At 66.8% G+C, this 17,760-nt stretch carries 19 protein-coding genes and 1 riboswitch; of the genes, 5 read left to right on the top strand and 14 right to left on the bottom strand.

From position 1 onward, the window contains the following. Positions 1-42: 42 nt before the first annotated feature. From eno to BM075_RS13790, 3 genes are all read right to left on the bottom strand, one after another. Positions 43-1,317 carry a phosphopyruvate hydratase gene (gene eno / locus BM075_RS13800; protein ID WP_093361282.1) on the bottom strand — a complete coding sequence of 425 codons (1,275 nt, stop codon included), beginning with the start codon at positions 1,315-1,317 and terminating at the stop codon, positions 43-45. Positions 1,318-1,359: 42 nt separating this feature from the next. Continuing rightward, complete coding sequence (locus BM075_RS13795) at positions 1,360-2,235, bottom strand: DMT family transporter (protein WP_093361281.1); 876 nt, start codon at positions 2,233-2,235, stop codon at positions 1,360-1,362. 367 nt (positions 2,236-2,602) lie between these two features. Next, positions 2,603-3,442, bottom strand: a complete 840-nt coding sequence (locus BM075_RS13790; RefSeq protein WP_093361280.1) for an AAA family ATPase — start codon at positions 3,440-3,442, stop codon at positions 2,603-2,605. 240 nt (positions 3,443-3,682) lie between these two features. On the opposite strand from BM075_RS13790, the gene dksA reads away from it, so the two are divergent. Next, positions 3,683-4,105, top strand: a complete 423-nt coding sequence (gene dksA, locus BM075_RS13785) for an RNA polymerase-binding protein DksA (protein WP_093361279.1) — start codon at positions 3,683-3,685, stop codon at positions 4,103-4,105. A gap of 105 nt (positions 4,106-4,210) precedes the next feature. Further along, entirely contained in the window at positions 4,211-5,389 is a 1,179-nt protein-coding gene (locus BM075_RS13780) for an FAD-dependent monooxygenase (RefSeq protein WP_093361278.1), read from the top strand. Between the two features lie 49 nt (positions 5,390-5,438). Here the strand turns inward: BM075_RS13780 and BM075_RS13775 are convergent, their stop codons facing one another. The 4 genes from BM075_RS13775 to BM075_RS25025 are packed head-to-tail and all read right to left on the bottom strand — an operon-like array spanning position 5,439 to position 9,196. Further along, positions 5,439-6,536: an acyltransferase family protein gene (locus BM075_RS13775; protein WP_093361277.1), complete on the bottom strand. Its 1,098-nt coding sequence runs from the start codon at positions 6,534-6,536 to the stop codon at positions 5,439-5,441. Between the two features lie 31 nt (positions 6,537-6,567). Further along, positions 6,568-7,512, bottom strand: coding sequence for a site-specific tyrosine recombinase XerD (locus BM075_RS13770; protein ID WP_093361276.1), 945 nt, complete (start codon positions 7,510-7,512; stop codon positions 6,568-6,570). Then, positions 7,509-9,056 carry a hypothetical protein gene (locus BM075_RS13765; RefSeq protein ID WP_143089873.1) on the bottom strand — a complete coding sequence of 516 codons (1,548 nt, stop codon included), beginning with the start codon at positions 9,054-9,056 and terminating at the stop codon, positions 7,509-7,511. The genes BM075_RS13770 and BM075_RS13765 overlap by 4 nt, the downstream gene beginning before the upstream one ends. A 5-nt stretch (positions 9,057-9,061) precedes the next feature. Further along, positions 9,062-9,196: a hypothetical protein gene (locus BM075_RS25025; protein ID WP_093361274.1), complete on the bottom strand. Its 135-nt coding sequence runs from the start codon at positions 9,194-9,196 to the stop codon at positions 9,062-9,064. A 100-nt stretch (positions 9,197-9,296) separates the two neighbouring features. Between BM075_RS25025 and BM075_RS13755 the strand changes: the two genes are divergently transcribed. Together BM075_RS13755 and aroB are read left to right on the top strand one after the other, a co-directional pair. Continuing rightward, on the top strand, positions 9,297-9,881 hold the full coding sequence (locus tag BM075_RS13755) for a shikimate kinase (RefSeq protein ID WP_093361273.1): 585 nt from the start codon (positions 9,297-9,299) through the stop codon (positions 9,879-9,881). Position 9,882: 1 nt separating this feature from the next. Continuing rightward, positions 9,883-10,998: a 3-dehydroquinate synthase gene (gene aroB / locus BM075_RS13750; RefSeq protein ID WP_093361272.1), complete on the top strand. Its 1,116-nt coding sequence runs from the start codon at positions 9,883-9,885 to the stop codon at positions 10,996-10,998. A 130-nt stretch (positions 10,999-11,128) separates the two neighbouring features. On the opposite strand, the gene trpS is transcribed toward aroB, so the two are convergent. Continuing rightward, a complete protein-coding gene (gene trpS / locus BM075_RS13745) occupies positions 11,129-12,160 on the bottom strand; it encodes a tryptophan--tRNA ligase (RefSeq protein ID WP_093361271.1) in 1,032 nt (343 codons plus the stop codon). Between the two features lie 76 nt (positions 12,161-12,236). Here trpS and BM075_RS13740 point away from each other — a divergent pair, with 76 nt between their 5' ends. Continuing rightward, complete coding sequence (locus tag BM075_RS13740; protein WP_093361270.1) at positions 12,237-12,950, top strand: rhomboid family intramembrane serine protease; 714 nt, start codon at positions 12,237-12,239, stop codon at positions 12,948-12,950. Between the two features lie 151 nt (positions 12,951-13,101). On the opposite strand, the gene BM075_RS13735 is transcribed toward BM075_RS13740, so the two are convergent. The 6 genes from BM075_RS13735 to BM075_RS13710 all read right to left on the bottom strand — a co-directional run bounded on the left by BM075_RS13735 (position 13,102) and on the right by BM075_RS13710 (position 17,646). After that, entirely contained in the window at positions 13,102-13,782 is a 681-nt protein-coding gene (locus BM075_RS13735; RefSeq protein WP_093361269.1) for an energy-coupling factor ABC transporter ATP-binding protein, read from the bottom strand. Continuing rightward, complete coding sequence (gene cbiQ, locus BM075_RS13730; RefSeq protein WP_093361268.1) at positions 13,769-14,563, bottom strand: cobalt ECF transporter T component CbiQ; 795 nt, start codon at positions 14,561-14,563, stop codon at positions 13,769-13,771. The genes BM075_RS13735 and cbiQ overlap by 14 nt, the downstream gene beginning before the upstream one ends. Continuing rightward, positions 14,560-15,171: a cobalt ABC transporter permease gene (locus BM075_RS13725; protein WP_093361267.1), complete on the bottom strand. Its 612-nt coding sequence runs from the start codon at positions 15,169-15,171 to the stop codon at positions 14,560-14,562. Before BM075_RS13725 ends, cbiQ begins: the two co-directional genes overlap by 4 nt. Continuing rightward, complete coding sequence (cbiM, locus tag BM075_RS13720; RefSeq protein WP_093361266.1) at positions 15,168-15,785, bottom strand: cobalt transporter CbiM; 618 nt, start codon at positions 15,783-15,785, stop codon at positions 15,168-15,170. Before cbiM ends, BM075_RS13725 begins: the two co-directional genes overlap by 4 nt. A 3-nt stretch (positions 15,786-15,788) precedes the next feature. Beyond that, positions 15,789-16,574 (bottom strand): DUF4198 domain-containing protein, encoded by a 786-nt coding sequence (locus BM075_RS13715; RefSeq protein WP_425445195.1) that lies wholly within the window; start codon positions 16,572-16,574, stop codon positions 15,789-15,791. Positions 16,575-16,715: 141 nt separating this feature from the next. After that, positions 16,716-16,926, bottom strand: a riboswitch (cobalamin riboswitch). 87 nt (positions 16,927-17,013) lie between these two features. Continuing rightward, positions 17,014-17,646 carry a LysE family translocator gene (locus tag BM075_RS13710; protein WP_093361264.1) on the bottom strand — a complete coding sequence of 211 codons (633 nt, stop codon included), beginning with the start codon at positions 17,644-17,646 and terminating at the stop codon, positions 17,014-17,016. Positions 17,647-17,760: the final 114 nt, after the last annotated feature.

Raw genomic sequence — 17,760 nt, 5'->3', positions numbered from 1 at the left:
CCCGCGAAACGCGGGCGGGCAGGGTCGTCGCGGTCGGGCCGCTTACTTCAGGATCGATTTGCCGGCGAAGAGCGCGCTCTCGCCCAGCATTTCCTCGATGCGGATCAGCTGGTTGTACTTCGCCAGACGGTCGGAGCGCGACATGGAGCCGGTCTTGATCTGGCCGCAGTTCGTGGCAACGGCGAGGTCGGCGATGGTCGCGTCCTCGGTCTCGCCGGAGCGGTGCGACATCACGTTGGTGTACCGGGCGCGGTGCGCCATGTCGACGGCGGCCAGCGTCTCGGTCAGGGAGCCGATCTGGTTCACCTTCACCAGCAGCGAGTTGGCGACACCTTGCTTGATGCCTTCGGCAAGGCGGGCCGGGTTGGTGACGAAGAGGTCGTCGCCCACCAGCTGGATCCGGTCGCCCAGCGTGTCGGTCAGCAGCTTCCAGCCCTCCCAGTCATCTTCCGAGCAGCCGTCCTCGATGGAGAAGATCGGGTAGTCGTTGCAGAGCGCCTCAAGGTACTTCACGTTTTCCTCGGCGGTCAGCGACAGGCCTTCGCCCTTCATCTCGTACTTGCCGTCCTTGAAGTACTCGGTGGAGGCGGCGTCGAGCGCCAGGACGATGTCGTCGCCCGGTTTGTAGCCGGCCGTCTCGATGGATTTCAGAACGAAATCAAGCGCGTCGCGGGTGGAGCTCAGAGCCGGCGCGAAGCCGCCCTCGTCGCCGATCCCGGTGGCGTAGCCGGCGCCCGACAGCTCTTTCTTGAGGGTGTGGAAGATCTCCGCACCCATCCGCACGGCTTCGGCAATGGACGTCGCCGAGACGGGCATGATCATGAATTCCTGCACGTCGATCGGGTTGTCGGCATGTTCGCCGCCGTTGATGATGTTCATCATCGGAACCGGAAGGACGCGGGCCGCGGTGCCACCGACATAGCGGAAAAGCGGCTGACCGGTGTATTCGGCAGCGGCCTTCGCGGTCGCCAGCGACACGCCGAGGATGGCGTTGGCGCCCAGGCGGCCCTTGTTCTCCGTGCCGTCCAGTTCGATCATCGCGGCGTCGATGGCCACTTGCTCGGTGGCGTCAAACCCAACCAGCGCCTCGGCGATCTCGCCGTTGACGGCGGCGACGGCCTGGCTCACGCCTTTGCCCATGAAACGGCCCTTGTCGCCGTCACGCCGCTCGTGCGCTTCGTGCACGCCGGTGGAGGCGCCCGAGGGAACGGCGGCGCGGCCCATGGTGCCGTCTTCGAGGGTAACGTCGACCTCGACCGTCGGGTTGCCCCGGCTGTCCAGGATTTCGCGTCCGTGAATGTCGATGATTGTGCTCATTTCGACGGTCCTTTCCGTGCGGTCATGAAACTTGCGGCCCTCTTACTCTGGTCGGGCCGACGAGAAAAGTGCGCGTTCCCGCGCAAGGGTGTAGAGTCCGGACCCGATGATCAGGGCAGCACCGGACAGGGTAAGCAGGCCCGGCCGCTCGCCGAAGACGATGGCGGCGATCACGAGGGCAAAGAGCAAACGGGTATACCGGAAGGGGGCGATAGCCGAGAGGGAGGCCGTGCGCATGGAGAGCGTGAGCATGAAGTAGCTGCACACGCCGCTGATGACGGCACCGGCGAGGCGCGCGGCATCGACTGCTTCCATCGGTCGCGCGCCGCCGGACAGGATCAGCAAGCCGGCCCCTAGCGGGACGACCATGAAAAATCCCCAGGTCGAGACTTGCAGCGCCGTCACCCGGGGCGGGATTCGGGGGGTGGCAAGGTCCCGCGCGGCCAGGCCGACCGCGCCGAGCACGGCGAAAAACGAGTTGGGGTCGAAGCTGTCCGCGCCGGGGCGGATCACCATCAGCATCCCGACAAAGCCGACCATGATGGCCGACCAGCGCCGCCAGCCCACCGTCTCCCCCAGAAAGAGCGCCGCGCCCAGCGTGACGAGCAGTGGCACCGTCTGCAGGATCGCGCTCGCCGAGGAGATGGTTGTGAGCGCCAGCGCGGTGACGAAACCGAACGTACCGACGATCTCGCAGGTGTTGCGCAGCAGGAGCGGCCCCTGCAGGATCTCCGGCGGAAACAGGCTCTGGCGCTGGAAAAACGTGGCGGCGGCGAAGGCGATGGTGCCGCCCAGCCCGACGGACAGCAGGATCTGGCCGACGGGCAGTGACTCCGACACCTTCTTGATGAACATGTCCTCCAGGGCAAAGCCGCCCATCGAGACGATCATCAACAGGGCGCCGCGGAGGTTGTTCATCGAGCTTTCCGGATCGGGGAGGCACGCAAAACGCGTTTGACCCCGCTCTAGACCCGTTTGTGGGCGATAACAAAGGGTCAAACCGCCGCTCCCCCGAAAAACCGGAGTTGCACGGACAACAAGGCTCGTGGCCGGGCCGACCACGCCGGGCGCGGCGCCGGCGGCCGGGCACAGTTCAAAAATTTCCGATAATTGTCGCCAGACCGAATTTGATTTCGTTCACACTGGCTCTATCGTCCATCAAACGGAAACGCTCGCGGGTGCGCCGGGAGATCGTGGTGGTCGTGCATTTCGTGTGGCCTCCAGCCAGTCCCCCAGCAGGTTGGAACACGATCTCCCGGCGCTTGCCCGCGAGCGGGCGGCCGGTTCAGCGTTGGCGGCGCGCCAGGAACGCCAGACGCTCGAACAGGTGCACGTCCTGCTCGTTCTTCAGCAACGCACCGTGCAGTTTCGGGAGGGCATCCGTGCCGTCCCGCCGCAGGTCCTCCGCATCGAGATCTTCGGCGAGCAGCAGCTTGAGCCAGTCCAACACTTCCGAGGTGGACGGCTTCTTCTTCAGCCCCTGCTGATCGCGCAACTCGTAGAACTGCCCCAACGCGGTCGCGAGCAGCGACTGCTTGATCCCAGGAAAGTGCACCTCGACGATCTGTTTCATCGTCTCCACGTCGGGAAACCGGATGTAGTGGAAGAAGCACCGCCGCAGAAAGGCGTCCGGCAATTCCTTCTCGTTGTTGGAGGTGATGATGACGATCGGGCGTTGCCGCGCGCTCACTGTCTGGCCCGTCTCGTAGACGTGGAATTCCATCCGGTCGAGTTCCTGCAACAGGTCGTTCGGGAATTCGATGTCGGCCTTGTCGATCTCGTCGATGAGCAGAACGACCTTGCCGGGCGCGTCGAACGCCTCCCACAGCTTGCCGCGCTTGATGTAGTTGGCGACGTTGTGCACGCGTTCGTCGCCGAGCTGGCTGTCGCGCAGGCGGCTGACCGCATCGTATTCGTAAAGGCCCTGCTGGGCGCGGGTGGTGGACTTGATATGCCACTCGATCATCGGCAGGCCGAGCGCGGAGGCAACCTGCCGAGCCAGTTCGGTCTTTCCGGTTCCAGGTTCGCCCTTGACCAGCAGCGGGCGTTCCAGCGTGACCGCAGCGTTCACCGCAACCTTCAGATCGTCGGTCGCCACATAGGACTCGGTGCCGGTGAATTTCATGCGCATTTTTCCGCCATTTGGTCTGCGTTTTAAACGCCTTGCCGGGGCCGCTGAAAAGCGTCCGGATTTCGCGTCATTCCGCTAACCTGCCCGTGCTTTTAGGCCGTGACAACCCATCCGGCTTGGAGTATCCACCGCGCCATGGGGGACCAGATGCCTGCGACTGAATACGTTAATGCGAAAAGGCCGGACAACGGCGATGCGTACCGGGAGCGGGATGAGTTGCGAGAGGGAGCAGGGATGAAACAGGAAGTCTTTCTGCCAGACGACTATCGCCCGGCTGAGGATGAACCGTTCATGAATGAACGGCAAATGGAATACTTCCGGCGTAAACTCACCGCCTGGAAAGAGGATCTGCTGGCCGACAGCCGCGATACCATCGAGGGGCTGCAGGAAAGCACCCGGAACATTCCCGATGTCGCCGACCGCGCGAGCGAGGAGACCGATCGGGCGCTGGAACTTCGCACGCGGGACCGGCAGCGCAAGCTTGTCGCCAAGATCGACGCCGCGCTGCGGCGCCTCGAGGAGGGCGAATACGGCTACTGCGAGGCCACCGGCGAGCCGATCTCGCTGAAGCGGCTGGACGCTCGCCCCATTGCGACGCTCAGCCTGGAGGCACAGGAACGTCACGAGCGGCGCGAGAAAGTGCACCGGGAAGATTGACCGGGCCTAACGCAGGCGCCGCCACCAGCGGCACGCTTGCCTAAAGCGGCGGCTTTTGCCAGTAACGCCGGGCCAGAGGGTCCGGCGTTTTCGTCAGGAGTTGCAATGAACTTGATCGGACAGGAAATGACTATCCTGGGCGCCGGGATCGCGGGGCTCGCTGCGGCACGCGCCCTGGCGATGCGGGGCGCGCGGGTTCGGGTGCTGGAACAGGCCCCCGCGATCACCGAGGTCGGTGCGGGCTTGCAGATCTCTCCCAACGGCGCGGTGGTGCTCGAGGCGCTCGGGCTGGGCGCGGAGTTCGAGCAGATCTCTATGGAATCCGAAGGCGCGGTCCTGCGCGACTACGTACGCGGGGCGGAGGTGCTCCGGCTCGATCTCCGCAAATACGGCCGCTTCGGCCTTGTGCACCGGGCCGACCTGATCCGCATGCTGGAGATCGCGGCGCTCGAGGTGGGAGTGGAGATCGAGCTCGGCACCCATGTCGCCTCCGTGCACCTGAACGGCGTCCGCCCCGTTCTGTTCATCGACGGGCGGGATGCGGAGCGCGTCGACTTCCTGGTGGCCGCCGACGGGCTGCACTCCCGTCTGCGAACCGCCCTTCTAGGAGACGAGTCCCCGCAGTTCACCGGGCAGGTGGCCTGGCGCGCCCTGCTGCCCATCCTGCCCGGACAGGTGCCGGTGGAAGCGCAGGTCTTCATGGGCCGCGGCCGGCACCTCGTGGCCTATCCGCTGCGAAGCGGCACGGTTCTTAACATCGTCGGCGTGATGGAAGCGCAGGAATGGACGGCCGACGGCTGGAATCATCCCGGCGATCCCAGCATCATGCGCGCGCATTTCGCCGAGTTTGGCGGCCCCGTGCGCGGCTGGCTGGAGCGCCTGGACGAGGTGATGGTCTGGGGCCTGTTCCGGCACGGCGTCGCCTCGCAGTGGCACGGCTCCAACGCCGTCCTGATCGGGGACGCGGCGCATCCGACCCTGCCGTTCCTGGCACAAGGCGCCTGCATGGCGCTGGAAGATGCCTGGGTGCTCGCCGAAACGCTTGTGGGCAGCGATACCACGGGCGCGGCGCTCGACCGGTTCGAGGCCGCCCGCAAACCGCGCACCCGGCGAATCGTCGACGCCGCCACGGCGAACGCCCGCAACTACCACCTGCGCTCCGGTCCGATCCGCGGACTGGCCCACCTCGGCCTGCGCGCCATGGGCTCCGCCGCCCCCGACTTCATGCCGGAGCGGTTCCGCTGGCTCTACGGGCATGACGTGACGCAGCCGGAAGGCGGCTGAGCCGGATTCCGGGTGTCGGACCTTCGCCTGCCGGAGGCATGCTGAACGGCTACCGGCGCACCCTGACCGGATCTGCCCGCAGCAGCCGCAGCCGGCGAAGGGTTTCCCTCTGGCCGGGCTTCTCCACCACGTAATACAGCACTGCTGCGCAGCCGATTGCGATGCCCACGGCCAGCGGCATGAGCGCGACAGGCATATTCCCATCGGAGTACCCGCCCACTCTCTCCATCGTTCCCATCAGGACCATCTTTACCACCACATGAGACATGTAGAGGGAGTAGCTGATGCGGCCCAGCCATACGAGAGGGGCCGGAAAACGTCCCTGGAAGAGCAGGAGCGACGACACCAACGGGCCAACACATAGGATGAACAGCAGGTCGTTGCCGATCATCGCGGACGCCACCAGCCCGATGGTGGAGACGATCATGACCGGGGTCGCATATGGGGCGAGTTTGGCCTGATATCTCAGGGTGGCGGCTGCCATCAGAACACCGAGGAAAAATTCCGGCACGACCCTCAGTACGGAATAGTTGTAGGTAAGTCTCGTCAACGCGAGGTTCAGGTCGAACGCGCTTCCCGTGACCCGTGTCGCCAGGACCTCGCAGACAAAGAAGAGGATGATGGCGAGGAGCGCGGCGCGGATCAATGTCGTCCGCAAGACGACCGCAAGGCAAAGCGGGAAGATGAGATAGGCGAGAAATTCCGCAGAGATCGACCAGGATGGGTAGTTCAGGCTCAGGCGGCCAATAATCGGAAACGATTGCAGCATAAGCCCGTCCACGGCCAGCGCCTCTCCGAGCCCGTAGGGCGGCGGCTCCCGAAATCCCACGATTGGAAGCCCGAATATGATTGCGGCAGCCGCCACCATCGTCACGAGGTGAACGGGATAGAGGCGAGCAAGTCTCTTGATGAGAAAATCAGAGTAGTCAAACCTGCCCGAGGTGAACTCTGTCCTGTAAACGTAGTAGAGGACGGAGCCGGACAGGACGAAGAACAATTCGACCCCGAGGTAGCCGCTCGTGAATATCTGCGAGTCGAGCCTGGGCGTGAAGCGATCCCGATAGTGAAAAAGCACCACCCAGAGCGCGGCAATGCCCCGCAAGGCGGTCCATCCGGTCACTTCGGTCCCGCCGGTCCTGGGGGTCATGGTCGCTCCAATCGAGGTGTCGGCGCCGGCGTCAGTCGTCTCGCGCGAGGGGGTGGTGTTCCAGCACGAGGTCCTTCAGGCGGTCGTCGAGGACGTGGGTGTAGATTTCCGTTGTGGAGATGTCGGCGTGGCCAAGCAGGGTCTGGATCGCCCGCAGGTCGGCGCCACCCGCGAGCAGGTGGGTTGCGAAGGCGTGGCGCAGAGTGTGCGGCGTGACCTTTGCGGGCGACACCCCTCCGGCCACGGCGAGTTCCTTGATCAGGGCGTAGAAACGGTGGCGGGTCAGGTGGCCCAACGTGCCGGTGGACGGGAAGAGGTAGCGGGAGGCCGGACGCCCGCGGGCCCTGTCGTCCGCCTCGCCGGCATCCCGTTCGACCAGCCAGGCGTCAAGCGCTGCCCGGGCGGGGGTGGAGAGCGGCACCAGGCGCTCCTTGCCCCCCTTGCCACGCACCAGCAGCATGTCCGGCTGCCCCCGCGCTGCCGCGACGGGCAGGGAGACGAGCTCGCTCACGCGCATCCCGGTGGCATAGAGAAGCTGCATCAGGCAGGTGTTCCGCACCCGGTCCCGGGGGCTGCGGCCGGTGGTTTCGGCCGCGGCGAGCAGGGCGTCCACCTCCGCCAGGTCCAGTGTCTTGGGCAGGCTCTTGCGCCGCCCCGGTCCCTTGATCCGGATCGCCGGGTTGTCGCCCCGCCACCCTTCCTCAAAGGCGAAGCGGTAGAGTTGGCGAATGGCCGAGAGCCGTCGGGCGCGCGTGGCCTGTGACAGGCCCTGCGCATCGCAGTGGATAAGGTAGGCCTCCACGTCTTCCCGACAGACGCCGGCGAAGGACAGCTTGCGGGTGTCCACCCAGTCCGCGAAGTCCTTCAGGTCCCGCCCGTAGGCCAGCAGGGTGTTCTGCGCGGCGTCGAGTTCGGCCGCCTGCGCCTCCAGGAACGTGGCGATCCAGCGCCCGGTTGACGCAGGGCCGCCGTTCATGCCTCACCGTCCAGCAGAAGGATTTGCAAGGCCGCGCGGCGGGCTGTGTCCTCCAGGCCGACGCCGCGCAGGAACGCCAGCGCCTCGGCCAGATCGTTCGGGTCGCTTTCCGAGCCATCCGCGAGAATTTCGAGGGCCAGGATCAGCGCTTCACCCAGGTGGTTGCCGGCCGCCCGCTCGGCAAGCTCGCCGGTGGTCGGGGCGTCGGCGGTGAGCCCCTCGGCAATGGCGGCGCCGAGGCGGCCGGGAGGATCGCCTTCCGGCGTGCCGCGCGCGATGGACGCGGCGAAGGCAAGGTCGTCCGTCGGGTCGACCGTGTCGGCCACCGCCTCAAACCCGTCCGACAGCAGGCCGATGCGTGGGGCCAGGCCCGCGGCAGGACCCTCCAACTCAAGTGCACTGAGCCGCTGGCCGAACGCCTTTGCGAAGGGCACGGCCAAGCCCGACGCGGTCATCGCCTCCCACGCCGGGGGCAGGCTCGCGGAGACGGCGGCGGCATCTCCAGCGTCCAGATCGTGCTGAAGGCGCTGGACGAGCTCCGCCCGCTCCCAGACGCTGCCGGAGGCAGCCGGTTCGCGTTCGCCATAGATTGCCAGGAGGACGTGCGGGGCGAGCACGCCTGCGCGCGCCAGCCGCTCCGCCGATTCGATTCGCGCCTTCCAGCCGGCGGTGTGGCGCAGGTCCGAATGGGCGAAGGCCAACGGCAGGGAGGCCGTGGGCATCGGCGCCCCGATGGCTTCCAGCATACGGAACGTGAGCGGGCTGGGTCGGGAGGGCGTAGCCGTCGGCGGCAGAATCTCCGACAGGCCCGGATCGAGGAACTGCGCCAGGAGCGCGTCCTGCTCCGGCGAGAGCTGGCCAAGCGCCTTTGCCGATTCCAGCGTCAACGCGGCAGCGGGCCAGTCGCCCGTGCGCGCCAGGCAGAAGATCCGAACCGGGAAGGAGGGCGTGATGCCCGGCACCGCCCGCATCCGCGCGCACGCCGCCTGTTCGCGCCCCGTCAGCAGGCCCACGTCGAAGGCGCGGCGGAAGAGTTCCGGCTCGTCGGAGCTTGCGCGCTCCAGCAGCGCCTCGGCCTCCGTCACCGCGCCACGGGCGAGCAGCGCGTCGATTCGCGCCTGCAGCATCGGCCCCCGCGGCGTGGAGCCCACGGGCGGGTCAAGCTCGGCCATCATCAGCTCGATGAACTGGTCCTGCACCGCGGGCAGGGGTTCGGCCGGGAAGGAGGCGATCATCGCGGCGAGGTCTTCCAGCTTCGACTCCCCCCACAGATCGGCGGGTAGCCCGGTAACCGTCCGCGGCAGAAGCCCCACACCGTCGGGGGAAGGGGAATCCAGCGGCTGCACAAGGATCGGTTCGGTGACGATGCCGCTGGTGACGGGTGCCTGCGGCTCCGGCAGCGCGCGGGAGGTGGCAAGGCTCTGGGACAGCCAGTCGATGGCCGAGATCGGCTCGTCCGACGTGTCGGTCTGCGCGGCAGCGCTTCCCGCGACCGCAAGCGGCAACAGCACCCGGGTGAGGCGGGTGATCAATGCTAAGCGCATCGGCGTCAGTCCACGTCCAGGGTCACAGGGTCGCTGACCCGGGTCTGTGTCGGTGTCAGGTCCGCCAGATAAGCGTAGCCCACAAGCGCAATCACCCCGATCACCACGAGGTAAAGCAAGAACTTCAGGAGTCGCCGCATCGCTGCCCGTCTTTCTCGTTATTTTCCGCATTCGTCCGTGCGTTCGCCTAGGTTTATACATGGCATCCGGCGCGATTTCACGCCATTGGTTGCATGTTTTTTGCAACCGGCGGAGCCACGCCGGAGAAAGGCAAGGCCGGTGGCGGCGAGACTGAAGAAAACGGTGGTGCTGGTGGGGATGATGGGCGCGGGAAAGAGCGCCATCGGGACGGGCCTGTCGAAACGGCTCGGCGTTCCCTTTCGCGACAGCGACGCCGAGATCGAGTTGGCCGCCGACAGGACCATCGCCGAGATCTTCGAACGCGACGGCGAGGCCTTCTTTCGCGATCGCGAAAGCGAGGTCATCTCCCGCCTGCTGGACGGCCGGCCGGCGATTCTGTCCACCGGCGGCGGCGCCTTCCTGGCCGAGCGGAACCGCCGGATGATCCACGAACGCGGCGTCTCGATCCTGCTCAAGGCCGATGTGGAGCTTCTGTGGAACCGCGTGAAGCACAAGACAAACCGTCCGCTGTTGCGCACGCCCAATCCGCGTGCCACCCTTGAGGCAATATATGCCGAACGCGCACCCATCTATGCCAAGGCCGATCTGGCGGTCCAGGCGCGGTCCGAGTATGCCATCTCCGAGATGGTCGAGCAGGTGGTGAAAGCACTGCGCAGCCGGCCGGACGTACTGGAGGATTGCTGACGTGATGGAGATCGTTCACGTTCCGCTGCGCGAGCGCGCCTACGACATCTATATCGGCTCGGGCATTCTGGAACAGGCGGGCTTTCGCATCGCGCCATTCCTGAGCCGCCCGCGCGTGGCCGTTGTCTCCGACGAAACCGTTGCCGGATTGCACCTGGAACGCCTGCAAGCGGCGCTGCGGGTGGAGGGGATCGACAGCGACGTGCTGACGCTTCCAGCGGGCGAGGGGACGAAGTCCTGGCAACACCTGATCCAGACGGTCGAATGGCTGCTGGAGCAGAAAATGGGCCGCGACGACGTCGTCGTTGTCATCGGCGGCGGCGTGGTGGGCGACCTTGCCGGCTTCGCGGCTTCGATCCTTCGGCGGGGCGTGCGCTTCGTCCAGATCCCCACGACGCTGCTGGCTCAGGTGGACAGTTCCGTCGGCGGCAAGACCGGGATCAACGTGGCCGCCGGGAAGAACCAGGTGGGCAACTTCCACCAGCCCTGCCTCGTGCTCGCGGACGTGGACGTGCTGGAGACGCTGCCGGAACGGGCCTTTCTGTCCGGCTATGCCGAGGTGATGAAATACGGCCTGCTCGGAGACGAGAAGTTCTTCGAATGGTTGGAACAGCACGGGGAGGCGATGAAGGCCGGCGACACCTGCGCCCGCATCGCCGCCGTGCGGTGGTCCTGCCAGATGAAGACGGACATCGTCATCCGCGACGAGACCGAACGCGGCGAGCGGGCACTGCTGAACCTCGGGCACACATTCGGCCACGCGTTGGAAGCCGCGACGGGATATTCCGACCGGCTGCTCCATGGCGAAGGCGTCTCCATCGGCTGCGGCCTGGCGGTGGAACTCTCGGCGCGGCTCGGGCTGTGCTCCCAGGAAGATCCGAGCCGGGTGCGCGCGCATCTGCGCGACATGGGCATGAAGGTGGAGCTGAAGGACATTCCAGGCGACCTGCCATCAGCGGAAAGCCTGATGGACCTGATGAGTCAGGACAAGAAGGTCGTCGCCGGGCAGATGCGCTACGTGCTGATGCGCGGCATCGGCCGCGCCTTTCTCTCCTCAGACGTGCCGCGCGCCGAAGTGATGCGGCTTCTCAACGACGAACTGCAGCACGCCCGCTAGGGTCGTCCGCGCCGGCAAGGGGCGATGGGGTCTGCGACCGGGTCGACCGGCCGAAAAGTTCGCCTCTGCGATCCGGCCCGGAAATCCAGGAGCCGCGGTTCAGCCCGGCTCCGGTTTCGGGCCAGACCAGTCAGGACTGGACGAAGCCCACGATCTCCTTGGTGCGCGTGAGAATCGGGTCCGCAACCGCGCGGGCCTGCTCGGCGCCGTGCGCCAGGATGCGGTCGATTTCCGCCGGGTCGGCCATCAGCCGCGCCATCTCCGCCGAGATCGGCCCCAGCTTCGCCACCGCCAGATCGGCCAGCGCCGGCTTGAACCGTCCCCAGCCCGCCCCGGCATATTCCGCGATCACCTGCTCGTCCGACAGGCCCGCCAGCCCGGCGTAGATATCGACGAGGTTCCGCGCCTCGGGGCGGTCCTTCAGCCCCTCCATCGTCTCCGGCAGCGGCGCCGGGTCCGTCTTGGCCTTCTTGAATTTCTTCGCGATCGTGTCCGCATCGTCCGTCATGTTGATGCGTTCCATGTCGCTCTCGCCGGACTTGGACATCTTCTTCGTCCCGTCGCGCAGGTTCATCACCCGCGTCGCCGGCCCCTCGATCACCGGCAGCGTCTCGGGGAAGAAATCGACCTTGTAATCGTGGTTGAACTTCTGCGCGATATCGCGGGTGAGTTCCACGTGCTGCTTCTGATCCTCGCCAACGGGCACATGCGTGGCGTGGTACAGAAGGATGTCGGCCGCCATCAGCGCCGGATAGGCGAAGAGGCCGAGGCTCTCCTTTTCGGCGTTTTTGCCTGCCTTTTCCTTCCACTGGGTCATGCGGTTCATCCAGCCCATCCGCGCAACACAGCTGAAGATCCAGGACAACTCCACGTGGGCCGGCACCTGACTCTGGTTGAACAGGATCGACTTCACCGGATCAATGCCGCTGGCAAGGTACCCGGCCGCCACCTCCCGTGTCGCCGCATGGAGCATGTCCGGGTCCTGCCAGACGGTGATCGCATGCAGGTCCACCACGCAGTAGATAGTCTCGTGCGTGCCCGCTTCCTGCCAGTCGACGAACCGCTTGATCGCACCGAGGTAATTGCCCAGCGTCAGCCCGCCCGAGGGCTTGATCCCCGAAAAGGCACGCGGCGTGAAGGAACGGGTGGGGGTATCGGACATTGCGGGATCTCCGGCTGGTCATACGGGCTCCGCTCGCTTAACCATGCACCGGAAATGGCGTCAACCGGAGGCAGGGATGCAGGATCGGCAACAGGACTCCAGCCACGGCGCGCACCACGATAGCCCGTTCAATGCCTTGCCTCCGGTGGTCATCGTGCTGGTGCTCGCGATCCTCGGGGTGGAGGTGGTGTTCCTGCTCGCCAAGTCCGGATTCATTGGCCAGACGCAAGGGGGGGACGACTGGCGCATCTCGGCGATCCAGAAGTTCGCCTTTTCCGGCGAGATCTTTCGCTGGATGGCGGAAACCGGCCGCTGGCCGCTCGACCAGGCACAGCGCCTTGTGACCTATCTTTTCGTGCACGGCAGCTTCACCCATGCGGTGATGGTCTGCGTCTTCATCCTCGCGCTCGGCAAGATGGTGGGCGAAACGTTCTCGCAACTCGCCGTGGTCGTGGTGTTTTTTGGTGCCGGTCTTGTGGGCGCCGTGGCCTATGGCACCTTGCTGGACACGCAATACCCCCTGCTGGGCGGATACACCGGGGCCTACGGATTGATCGGGGCCTACACCTTTATCCTCTGGGTCGGGTTCGGGCAGAACGGCGGCAACCAGCTCCAGGCGTTCCGCCTGATCGCCTTCCTTCTCGGCATCCAGCTCCTGTTCGGGCTGATCTTCGGGGCCAACAACGATTGGGTCGCCGAACTCGCAGGGTTCGCCACCGGGTTTCTCCTTTCTGGCATCTTGCGTCCCGGCGGTTGGGCGGAGCTGGTGAACCGGATGCGGCAACGGTAGGCGCCTCGGCATGCGGTTTGCGATGCACCTGCCGGGGGTGCGATTTTTCGGTCGAAAAATCGTGGTCGCGCGCGTCAGCGCGCGGCCCGGCCCAAGGGCCGACAGGTCATCTTTGATGATCTGACGGCGCGCGGGAGCGCCCCCGGCGTCGTTAAGGCGTGACGGCGTGCCGGCAGGCGGGCTCGGCGTCTGTCAGCCGGCCCTCGTGCAGGCGCAGGCTCCGCGTGCCCACCCGGCGCCGGAAGTGCGGGTCGTGGCTGACCACCACCATTGCCTGCGGCAGTCCCAGCAGCACCTCGACCAGCCGCGCTTCGTTCGCCTCGTCGAGCCCGTTGGTCGGCTCGTCCAGCAGCAGCACGTCGGGTTCCATCGCCAGCACCGTGGCGAGCGTCACCAGCCGCTTCTCTCCCCCCGACAGCTTGTGCGTGATCCTGTCCCGCAGGTGCATCAGGTCGAGCTGTTTGAGAACGCGCTCCACGATACCGAGCGCTTCCTCCCGCGAGGCGCCGAGGTTGAGCGGACCGAACGCGATGTCCTCGGCCACGGTGGGGCAGAAGAGCTGGTCGTCGGGGTCCTGGAACACCAGCCCCGCACGGCGCCGCACCTCGTGAAAATCCGCCTCCGCCCGGCGGGGCTGTCCAAAGGCCGTCACGCTGCCCGCCTCGGGCCGCAGCAACCCGACCATGATCCGAAGCAGCGTCGACTTCCCGGCGCCGTTGTGGCCGGTGATGCACACACGCTCCCCGGCCTCCAGCGTCATGTCGGCGCCGGTCAGCACGGGCGCCCGCCCGGGGTAGCCGAAGTGGATGTCCCACAGGTCAAAGAGCGCCATCCGCGACCTCTCCGGCGATCAGCGCCACCAGCGCCACGGCGAACCCGGCGGTAAAGGCGAGGTCCCTCGCGCCCACGCTCCACCGCTCCAACAGCGGCAGCCGGCCGGTGAAGCCCCGGCACTTCATGGCCTCCAGAATCCGCTCCGACCGCTCCAGCGAGCGCACCAGCATCATCCCCACGAGGTAGCCGAAGCTGCGGTAGGTGTGCCAGCCGGTCGACGGCCGAAAGCCGCGCGCCTTCATCGCCTGCCGCAGCCGCAGGTACTCCTCCCGCAGCACGTCGATGTAGCGAACGGTGAACATCAGCAGATGGACCAGAGTCGCCGGCACCCGCAGCGTGTGCAGCGCATGCCCCAGCGTGACAGGTTCCATCGAGCCCACCAGGGCCATCAGCGCCAGGATCACCGCATTTGCGGTCAGCCCGATCCGCGCCGCCTCTGCCAGCCCCTCCCAGGAGGCCGACACGCCCCAAATGGTCAGAAAGGGCTCGCCCGGCACCGTGAAGGGCAGCAGCGCCAGCATGAACAGGATGAACCCGTCCATCGCCGCCATCCGGCGCAGCGTCCGGCGGGGCGGCAGCCCGGAGCCTGCCATCAGCACACCGGCGAGGCAAAGCGCGGCGATCAGCACCCCGAAGCGGTCGCAGGCCACGACCGTTACCGCGAAGGCCGCCGCGCAGACGATCCGGACCCGCGGGTCCACCCGGCCAAGCCAGGACACCTGCCGGTTCGCGCCCGTGGCGGAAAGCGGCTTTTCCACCGCCGTCAGGACCGAGCTCATGCGGCCGCCTGCAGCTTGCGCCGCGCCGCAAGGTAGAAGGCGACGCCGGACAGCCCGAGGATGTAGCCGATCCCGCCGAGGATGTTCTGCAGGTCGTTCTTTTCCTTGTAGGCGGCGATCTCCTGGCGCAGGGGGCGCATTTCGTCCCGCACGATCCGGGCGATCTCATCGGCATCCACCCCGGGCGCCACCGAGGTGGCGGGCCCTGCGGCATAGGCGATGGTGGCCGCCGCGCCGGGCGTGGCGGCCGCAGCCTGCGCGCTGCCCTGCGATGCCGGCGCCTTGCCCACGATCGCGGCCACATCCGCTGCGCTCATCTCGGTCTTCGCCACGTGGCCTGCGCCCAGATCCGCGCGGAAGACATGGGCCACGGGCGCCGTCGGCGTGTAGAGGAAGAACCCGTCGTCGTCCGTCACCGTCTCGCCCAGCTTGCCGCCATCCCCGTCGAAGACCTCCACCAGCGTGCCGGCGCCCGCGCCGCCGTTGGTGAACCCGACCTCGCCCTCGATCTGCGACCCGGAGGGAAAGACGCTGATCACCACCTTGTGCGCCAGTCCCGGCACCGGAAAAAGCGCAAGCGACACGGCGAGAACGAATGCACGGATCATGACCCGGCTCCCGCGACCGCCTCGAAGAGCTCCGGCTTGACCTTGCGCGTCAGGTAAATCGCGCTGCCGGTCAGGAAGGCCTCGATCGCCATCACCGGAATGTGGGTCAGGAAGACGAGCTTCGCCGCGTTGTAAAACTGCTCCCCGGTCAGCGCGAGCGCGAGCGCCACGAAGAAAGTCGTCAACGCCACTGCCAAGCCTCCGCCCACCGCGCCCCAGACGGCCGCGGCCTCCGGAGTGCCGGATTGGAGCCGGCTCCGCAGCAGGCAGCCGACGATGACCGCCGGCATGGCGATGTTGAAGGTGTTGACCCCCAGCACCGTCACCCCGCCGAAGCCGAAGAACACCGCCTGCAGCAGCAGCCCCACGAACAGTGCCGGAAAGGCCGCCCAGCCAAGGACCAGCCCAGCCAGTCCGTTCAGGATCAGGTGCAGCGACGAGGGGCCGGCCGGCACATGCACCAGCGAGGCGACGAAGAACGTGGCCGACAGCGTGCCGGCGACGGGGATCTTTTCCATCGGCAGGCAGCGCAGGCCCTTGGCGATGCCGCCTGCGGCCAGCACCGCGCCGCCGATCACCACCGGGTTGGACAGGGCTCCGTCAACGATGTGCATGGCTCACTCCATATCCCAGGCGCGGATCCAGATGACCGCATCCTGACTCAGGTCCTTGCCCTCAAAGTCCGTCTCCGGGCCGGAGCCGAGCGCCGCGAAGCCCCAGAAACCGGCTTTCGGAATACCGAAGGTGAACTGGCCATTCTCGTCCGTCACCGCGACCAGCGTCCCACCGGGGGACGGGGCGGTCGTGGGCGCCGTGGCCGTGTCGGTCTCCATGTCGGGCTGGGCGGCGATGTACTCCACCTCCACCTCGATGCCTGGCACCGGCGCGCCCTCGGCCAGCACGCGGCCGGTGAAGGTCGATCCGGCGATCACGTTGGTCGGCTTGTTGAGCGGCACGATCTCGGTGGTCAGGCCTTGCGGCGCCATCCAGTCCGTCGGGATCGCGTTGCGATTGAGATAGCTCTTGGCGATCTGCTGGATGAAGATGTCCTCGCTCGCCTCGTAATAGGGCGCAGGCACCACCACGAGAACGTAGTCGCCCGACCGTTTGACCGGCACGGAGCCGTTGAACGCGGCCCCTGCGTTGGTGGCGCCGGTGAAGGTCATGGGCGCCAGCGTGTCCATCAGGTCGATTTTTTCGCCCCGGTGAACGGCGTAGAACTCGAGCGGCTCGGCCATGTCCATCACGTGCCCGTTCTCGAACGGGTGCCAGAAGATCAACTTCAGCGGCACATCGCCGGGCCGCTCGATCAGGGTATCGGGGGTAAAGATGAGCTGGAAGTGCGCCGACGCGGCCTGCGACAGGCCGAGACTGGCAAGCGCTGCCAGCAGGAAGGGTTTCAAGGTCATGTCGTCTCTCTCAAAGTGCCGCACGCGGCGGCCGGCCTGAAAGGATCGACGGGGTTCGGCTCGATTCGGGACGAAGGATCAGCCCGGCTCGCGCCAGACGCTCACCCCGGCGTCCGGTGAAGACCACGGGGGGATTGCCCCCATGCGGCCTCGGCAGGTCTCCTGGCTCGCGGGTCGTCGCTCGGCCGGCCTTCCCGGGGATCCCAGTGGCGCGTTCGGCCTCGCTCTCCGCTCACAGTTGCGGGGGCAGCCACGGTTTTGGTCCCTGATGGGTACGCCGCACCGTGTTCCCTTTCTCATCCCCTGGCGCTTGACCGTCCGGGGAACCGAAGATGCCTCCTTTTCGCGTTCGCGGCGCCGGAATGTCAATCGGACTTTTGCGGGGGCGGCAATATCACCCGCGCGGCGCAATTCGGGCAGGTCTCGACCCGTGTCAGGGGCTGGCGCGGCGGACGAGTGCCGTTGCCGTGCCCATGGCGACGAGCGTGCATCCCCCCATTCGGGTCAACGTGGGCAGGACCGTGGGCCGGGCGATGCGCTGCCTCAGGGTGTCCGCGAGCAACGCATAGGACAGGGCGCTGAGCGCGGCGAGGCCGACGAAGGTTCCGATCAGGATCGCCGCCTGCGGCAGCACCGGCTCGGCGGGCGACAGGAACTGCGGCACGAAGGCGATGAAGAAGACGATCGACTTTGGATTGAGCGCGGTCACCGCTGCGGCATGGGCGAAAACCCGTGCCGCCGGCGCCTCCGGAACGTCGGTAGCCACCGGCAGCGCCGTGGCCGGGGCGCTCAGGAACATGCGGACGCCGAGATAGACAAGGTAGGCCGCCCCGAGCCATTTCAGCACGCCGAATAGCGCGGCCGACGTGGCGACGAGCGCCCCCAGCCCGGCCAGCGAGGCGGTCATCGCAGTCAGGTCGCCCAGCGCAACCCCCGCGACGGTCGCAAGCGCGACGCGCCGGCCCTGGCTGATGGCGTAACTGAGCACCAGCAGGACCGTCGGCCCCGGTACGACCAGCAGCGCGAGGGAGGCAGAGGCGAAGGCGAGCCAGATGTGAAGGTCCACGGCAATCTCCCGATAGGTGTCCCGCCAGCCAGCCACAGACCCCCGCCAGGGTAAAGCCGCTATGCGCTCTGGTCTGCGCGGCTGCGTCGCTTGCCGCGCCCGCCCGCCGCTGTT

Source organism: Tropicimonas isoalkanivorans, assembly GCF_900112335.1.
Classification (GTDB): domain Bacteria; phylum Pseudomonadota; class Alphaproteobacteria; order Rhodobacterales; family Rhodobacteraceae; genus Tropicimonas; species Tropicimonas isoalkanivorans.
The sequence above is the reverse complement of the archived record's forward strand: the minus strand, read 5'-3'. Positions and strand labels throughout refer to the sequence as shown.

Excerpts from the sequence above, each read along its gene's own strand:
- eno (WP_093361282.1), bottom strand. The coding sequence starts at position 1,317 with ATGAGCACAATCATCGACATTCACGGACGCGAAATCCTGGACAGCCGG.
- BM075_RS13795 (WP_093361281.1), bottom strand. The coding sequence starts at position 2,235 with ATGAACAACCTCCGCGGCGCCCTGTTGATGATCGTCTCGATGGGCGGC.
- BM075_RS13790 (WP_093361280.1), bottom strand. The coding sequence starts at position 3,442 with ATGAAATTCACCGGCACCGAGTCCTATGTGGCGACCGACGATCTGAAG.
- dksA (WP_093361279.1), top strand. The coding sequence starts at position 3,683 with ATGAAACAGGAAGTCTTTCTGCCAGACGACTATCGCCCGGCTGAGGAT.
- BM075_RS13780 (WP_093361278.1), top strand. The coding sequence starts at position 4,211 with ATGAACTTGATCGGACAGGAAATGACTATCCTGGGCGCCGGGATCGCG.
- BM075_RS13775 (WP_093361277.1), bottom strand. The coding sequence starts at position 6,536 with ATGACCCCCAGGACCGGCGGGACCGAAGTGACCGGATGGACCGCCTTG.
- BM075_RS13770 (WP_093361276.1), bottom strand. The coding sequence starts at position 7,512 with ATGAACGGCGGCCCTGCGTCAACCGGGCGCTGGATCGCCACGTTCCTG.
- BM075_RS13765 (WP_143089873.1), bottom strand. The coding sequence starts at position 9,056 with ATGCGCTTAGCATTGATCACCCGCCTCACCCGGGTGCTGTTGCCGCTT.
- BM075_RS25025 (WP_093361274.1), bottom strand. The coding sequence starts at position 9,196 with ATGCGGCGACTCCTGAAGTTCTTGCTTTACCTCGTGGTGATCGGGGTG.
- trpS (WP_093361271.1), bottom strand. The coding sequence starts at position 12,160 with ATGTCCGATACCCCCACCCGTTCCTTCACGCCGCGTGCCTTTTCGGGG.
- BM075_RS13740 (WP_093361270.1), top strand. The coding sequence starts at position 12,237 with ATGCAGGATCGGCAACAGGACTCCAGCCACGGCGCGCACCACGATAGC.
- BM075_RS13735 (WP_093361269.1), bottom strand. The coding sequence starts at position 13,782 with ATGGCGCTCTTTGACCTGTGGGACATCCACTTCGGCTACCCCGGGCGG.
- cbiQ (WP_093361268.1), bottom strand. The coding sequence starts at position 14,563 with ATGAGCTCGGTCCTGACGGCGGTGGAAAAGCCGCTTTCCGCCACGGGC.
- BM075_RS13725 (WP_093361267.1), bottom strand. The coding sequence starts at position 15,171 with ATGATCCGTGCATTCGTTCTCGCCGTGTCGCTTGCGCTTTTTCCGGTG.
- cbiM (WP_093361266.1), bottom strand. The coding sequence starts at position 15,785 with ATGCACATCGTTGACGGAGCCCTGTCCAACCCGGTGGTGATCGGCGGC.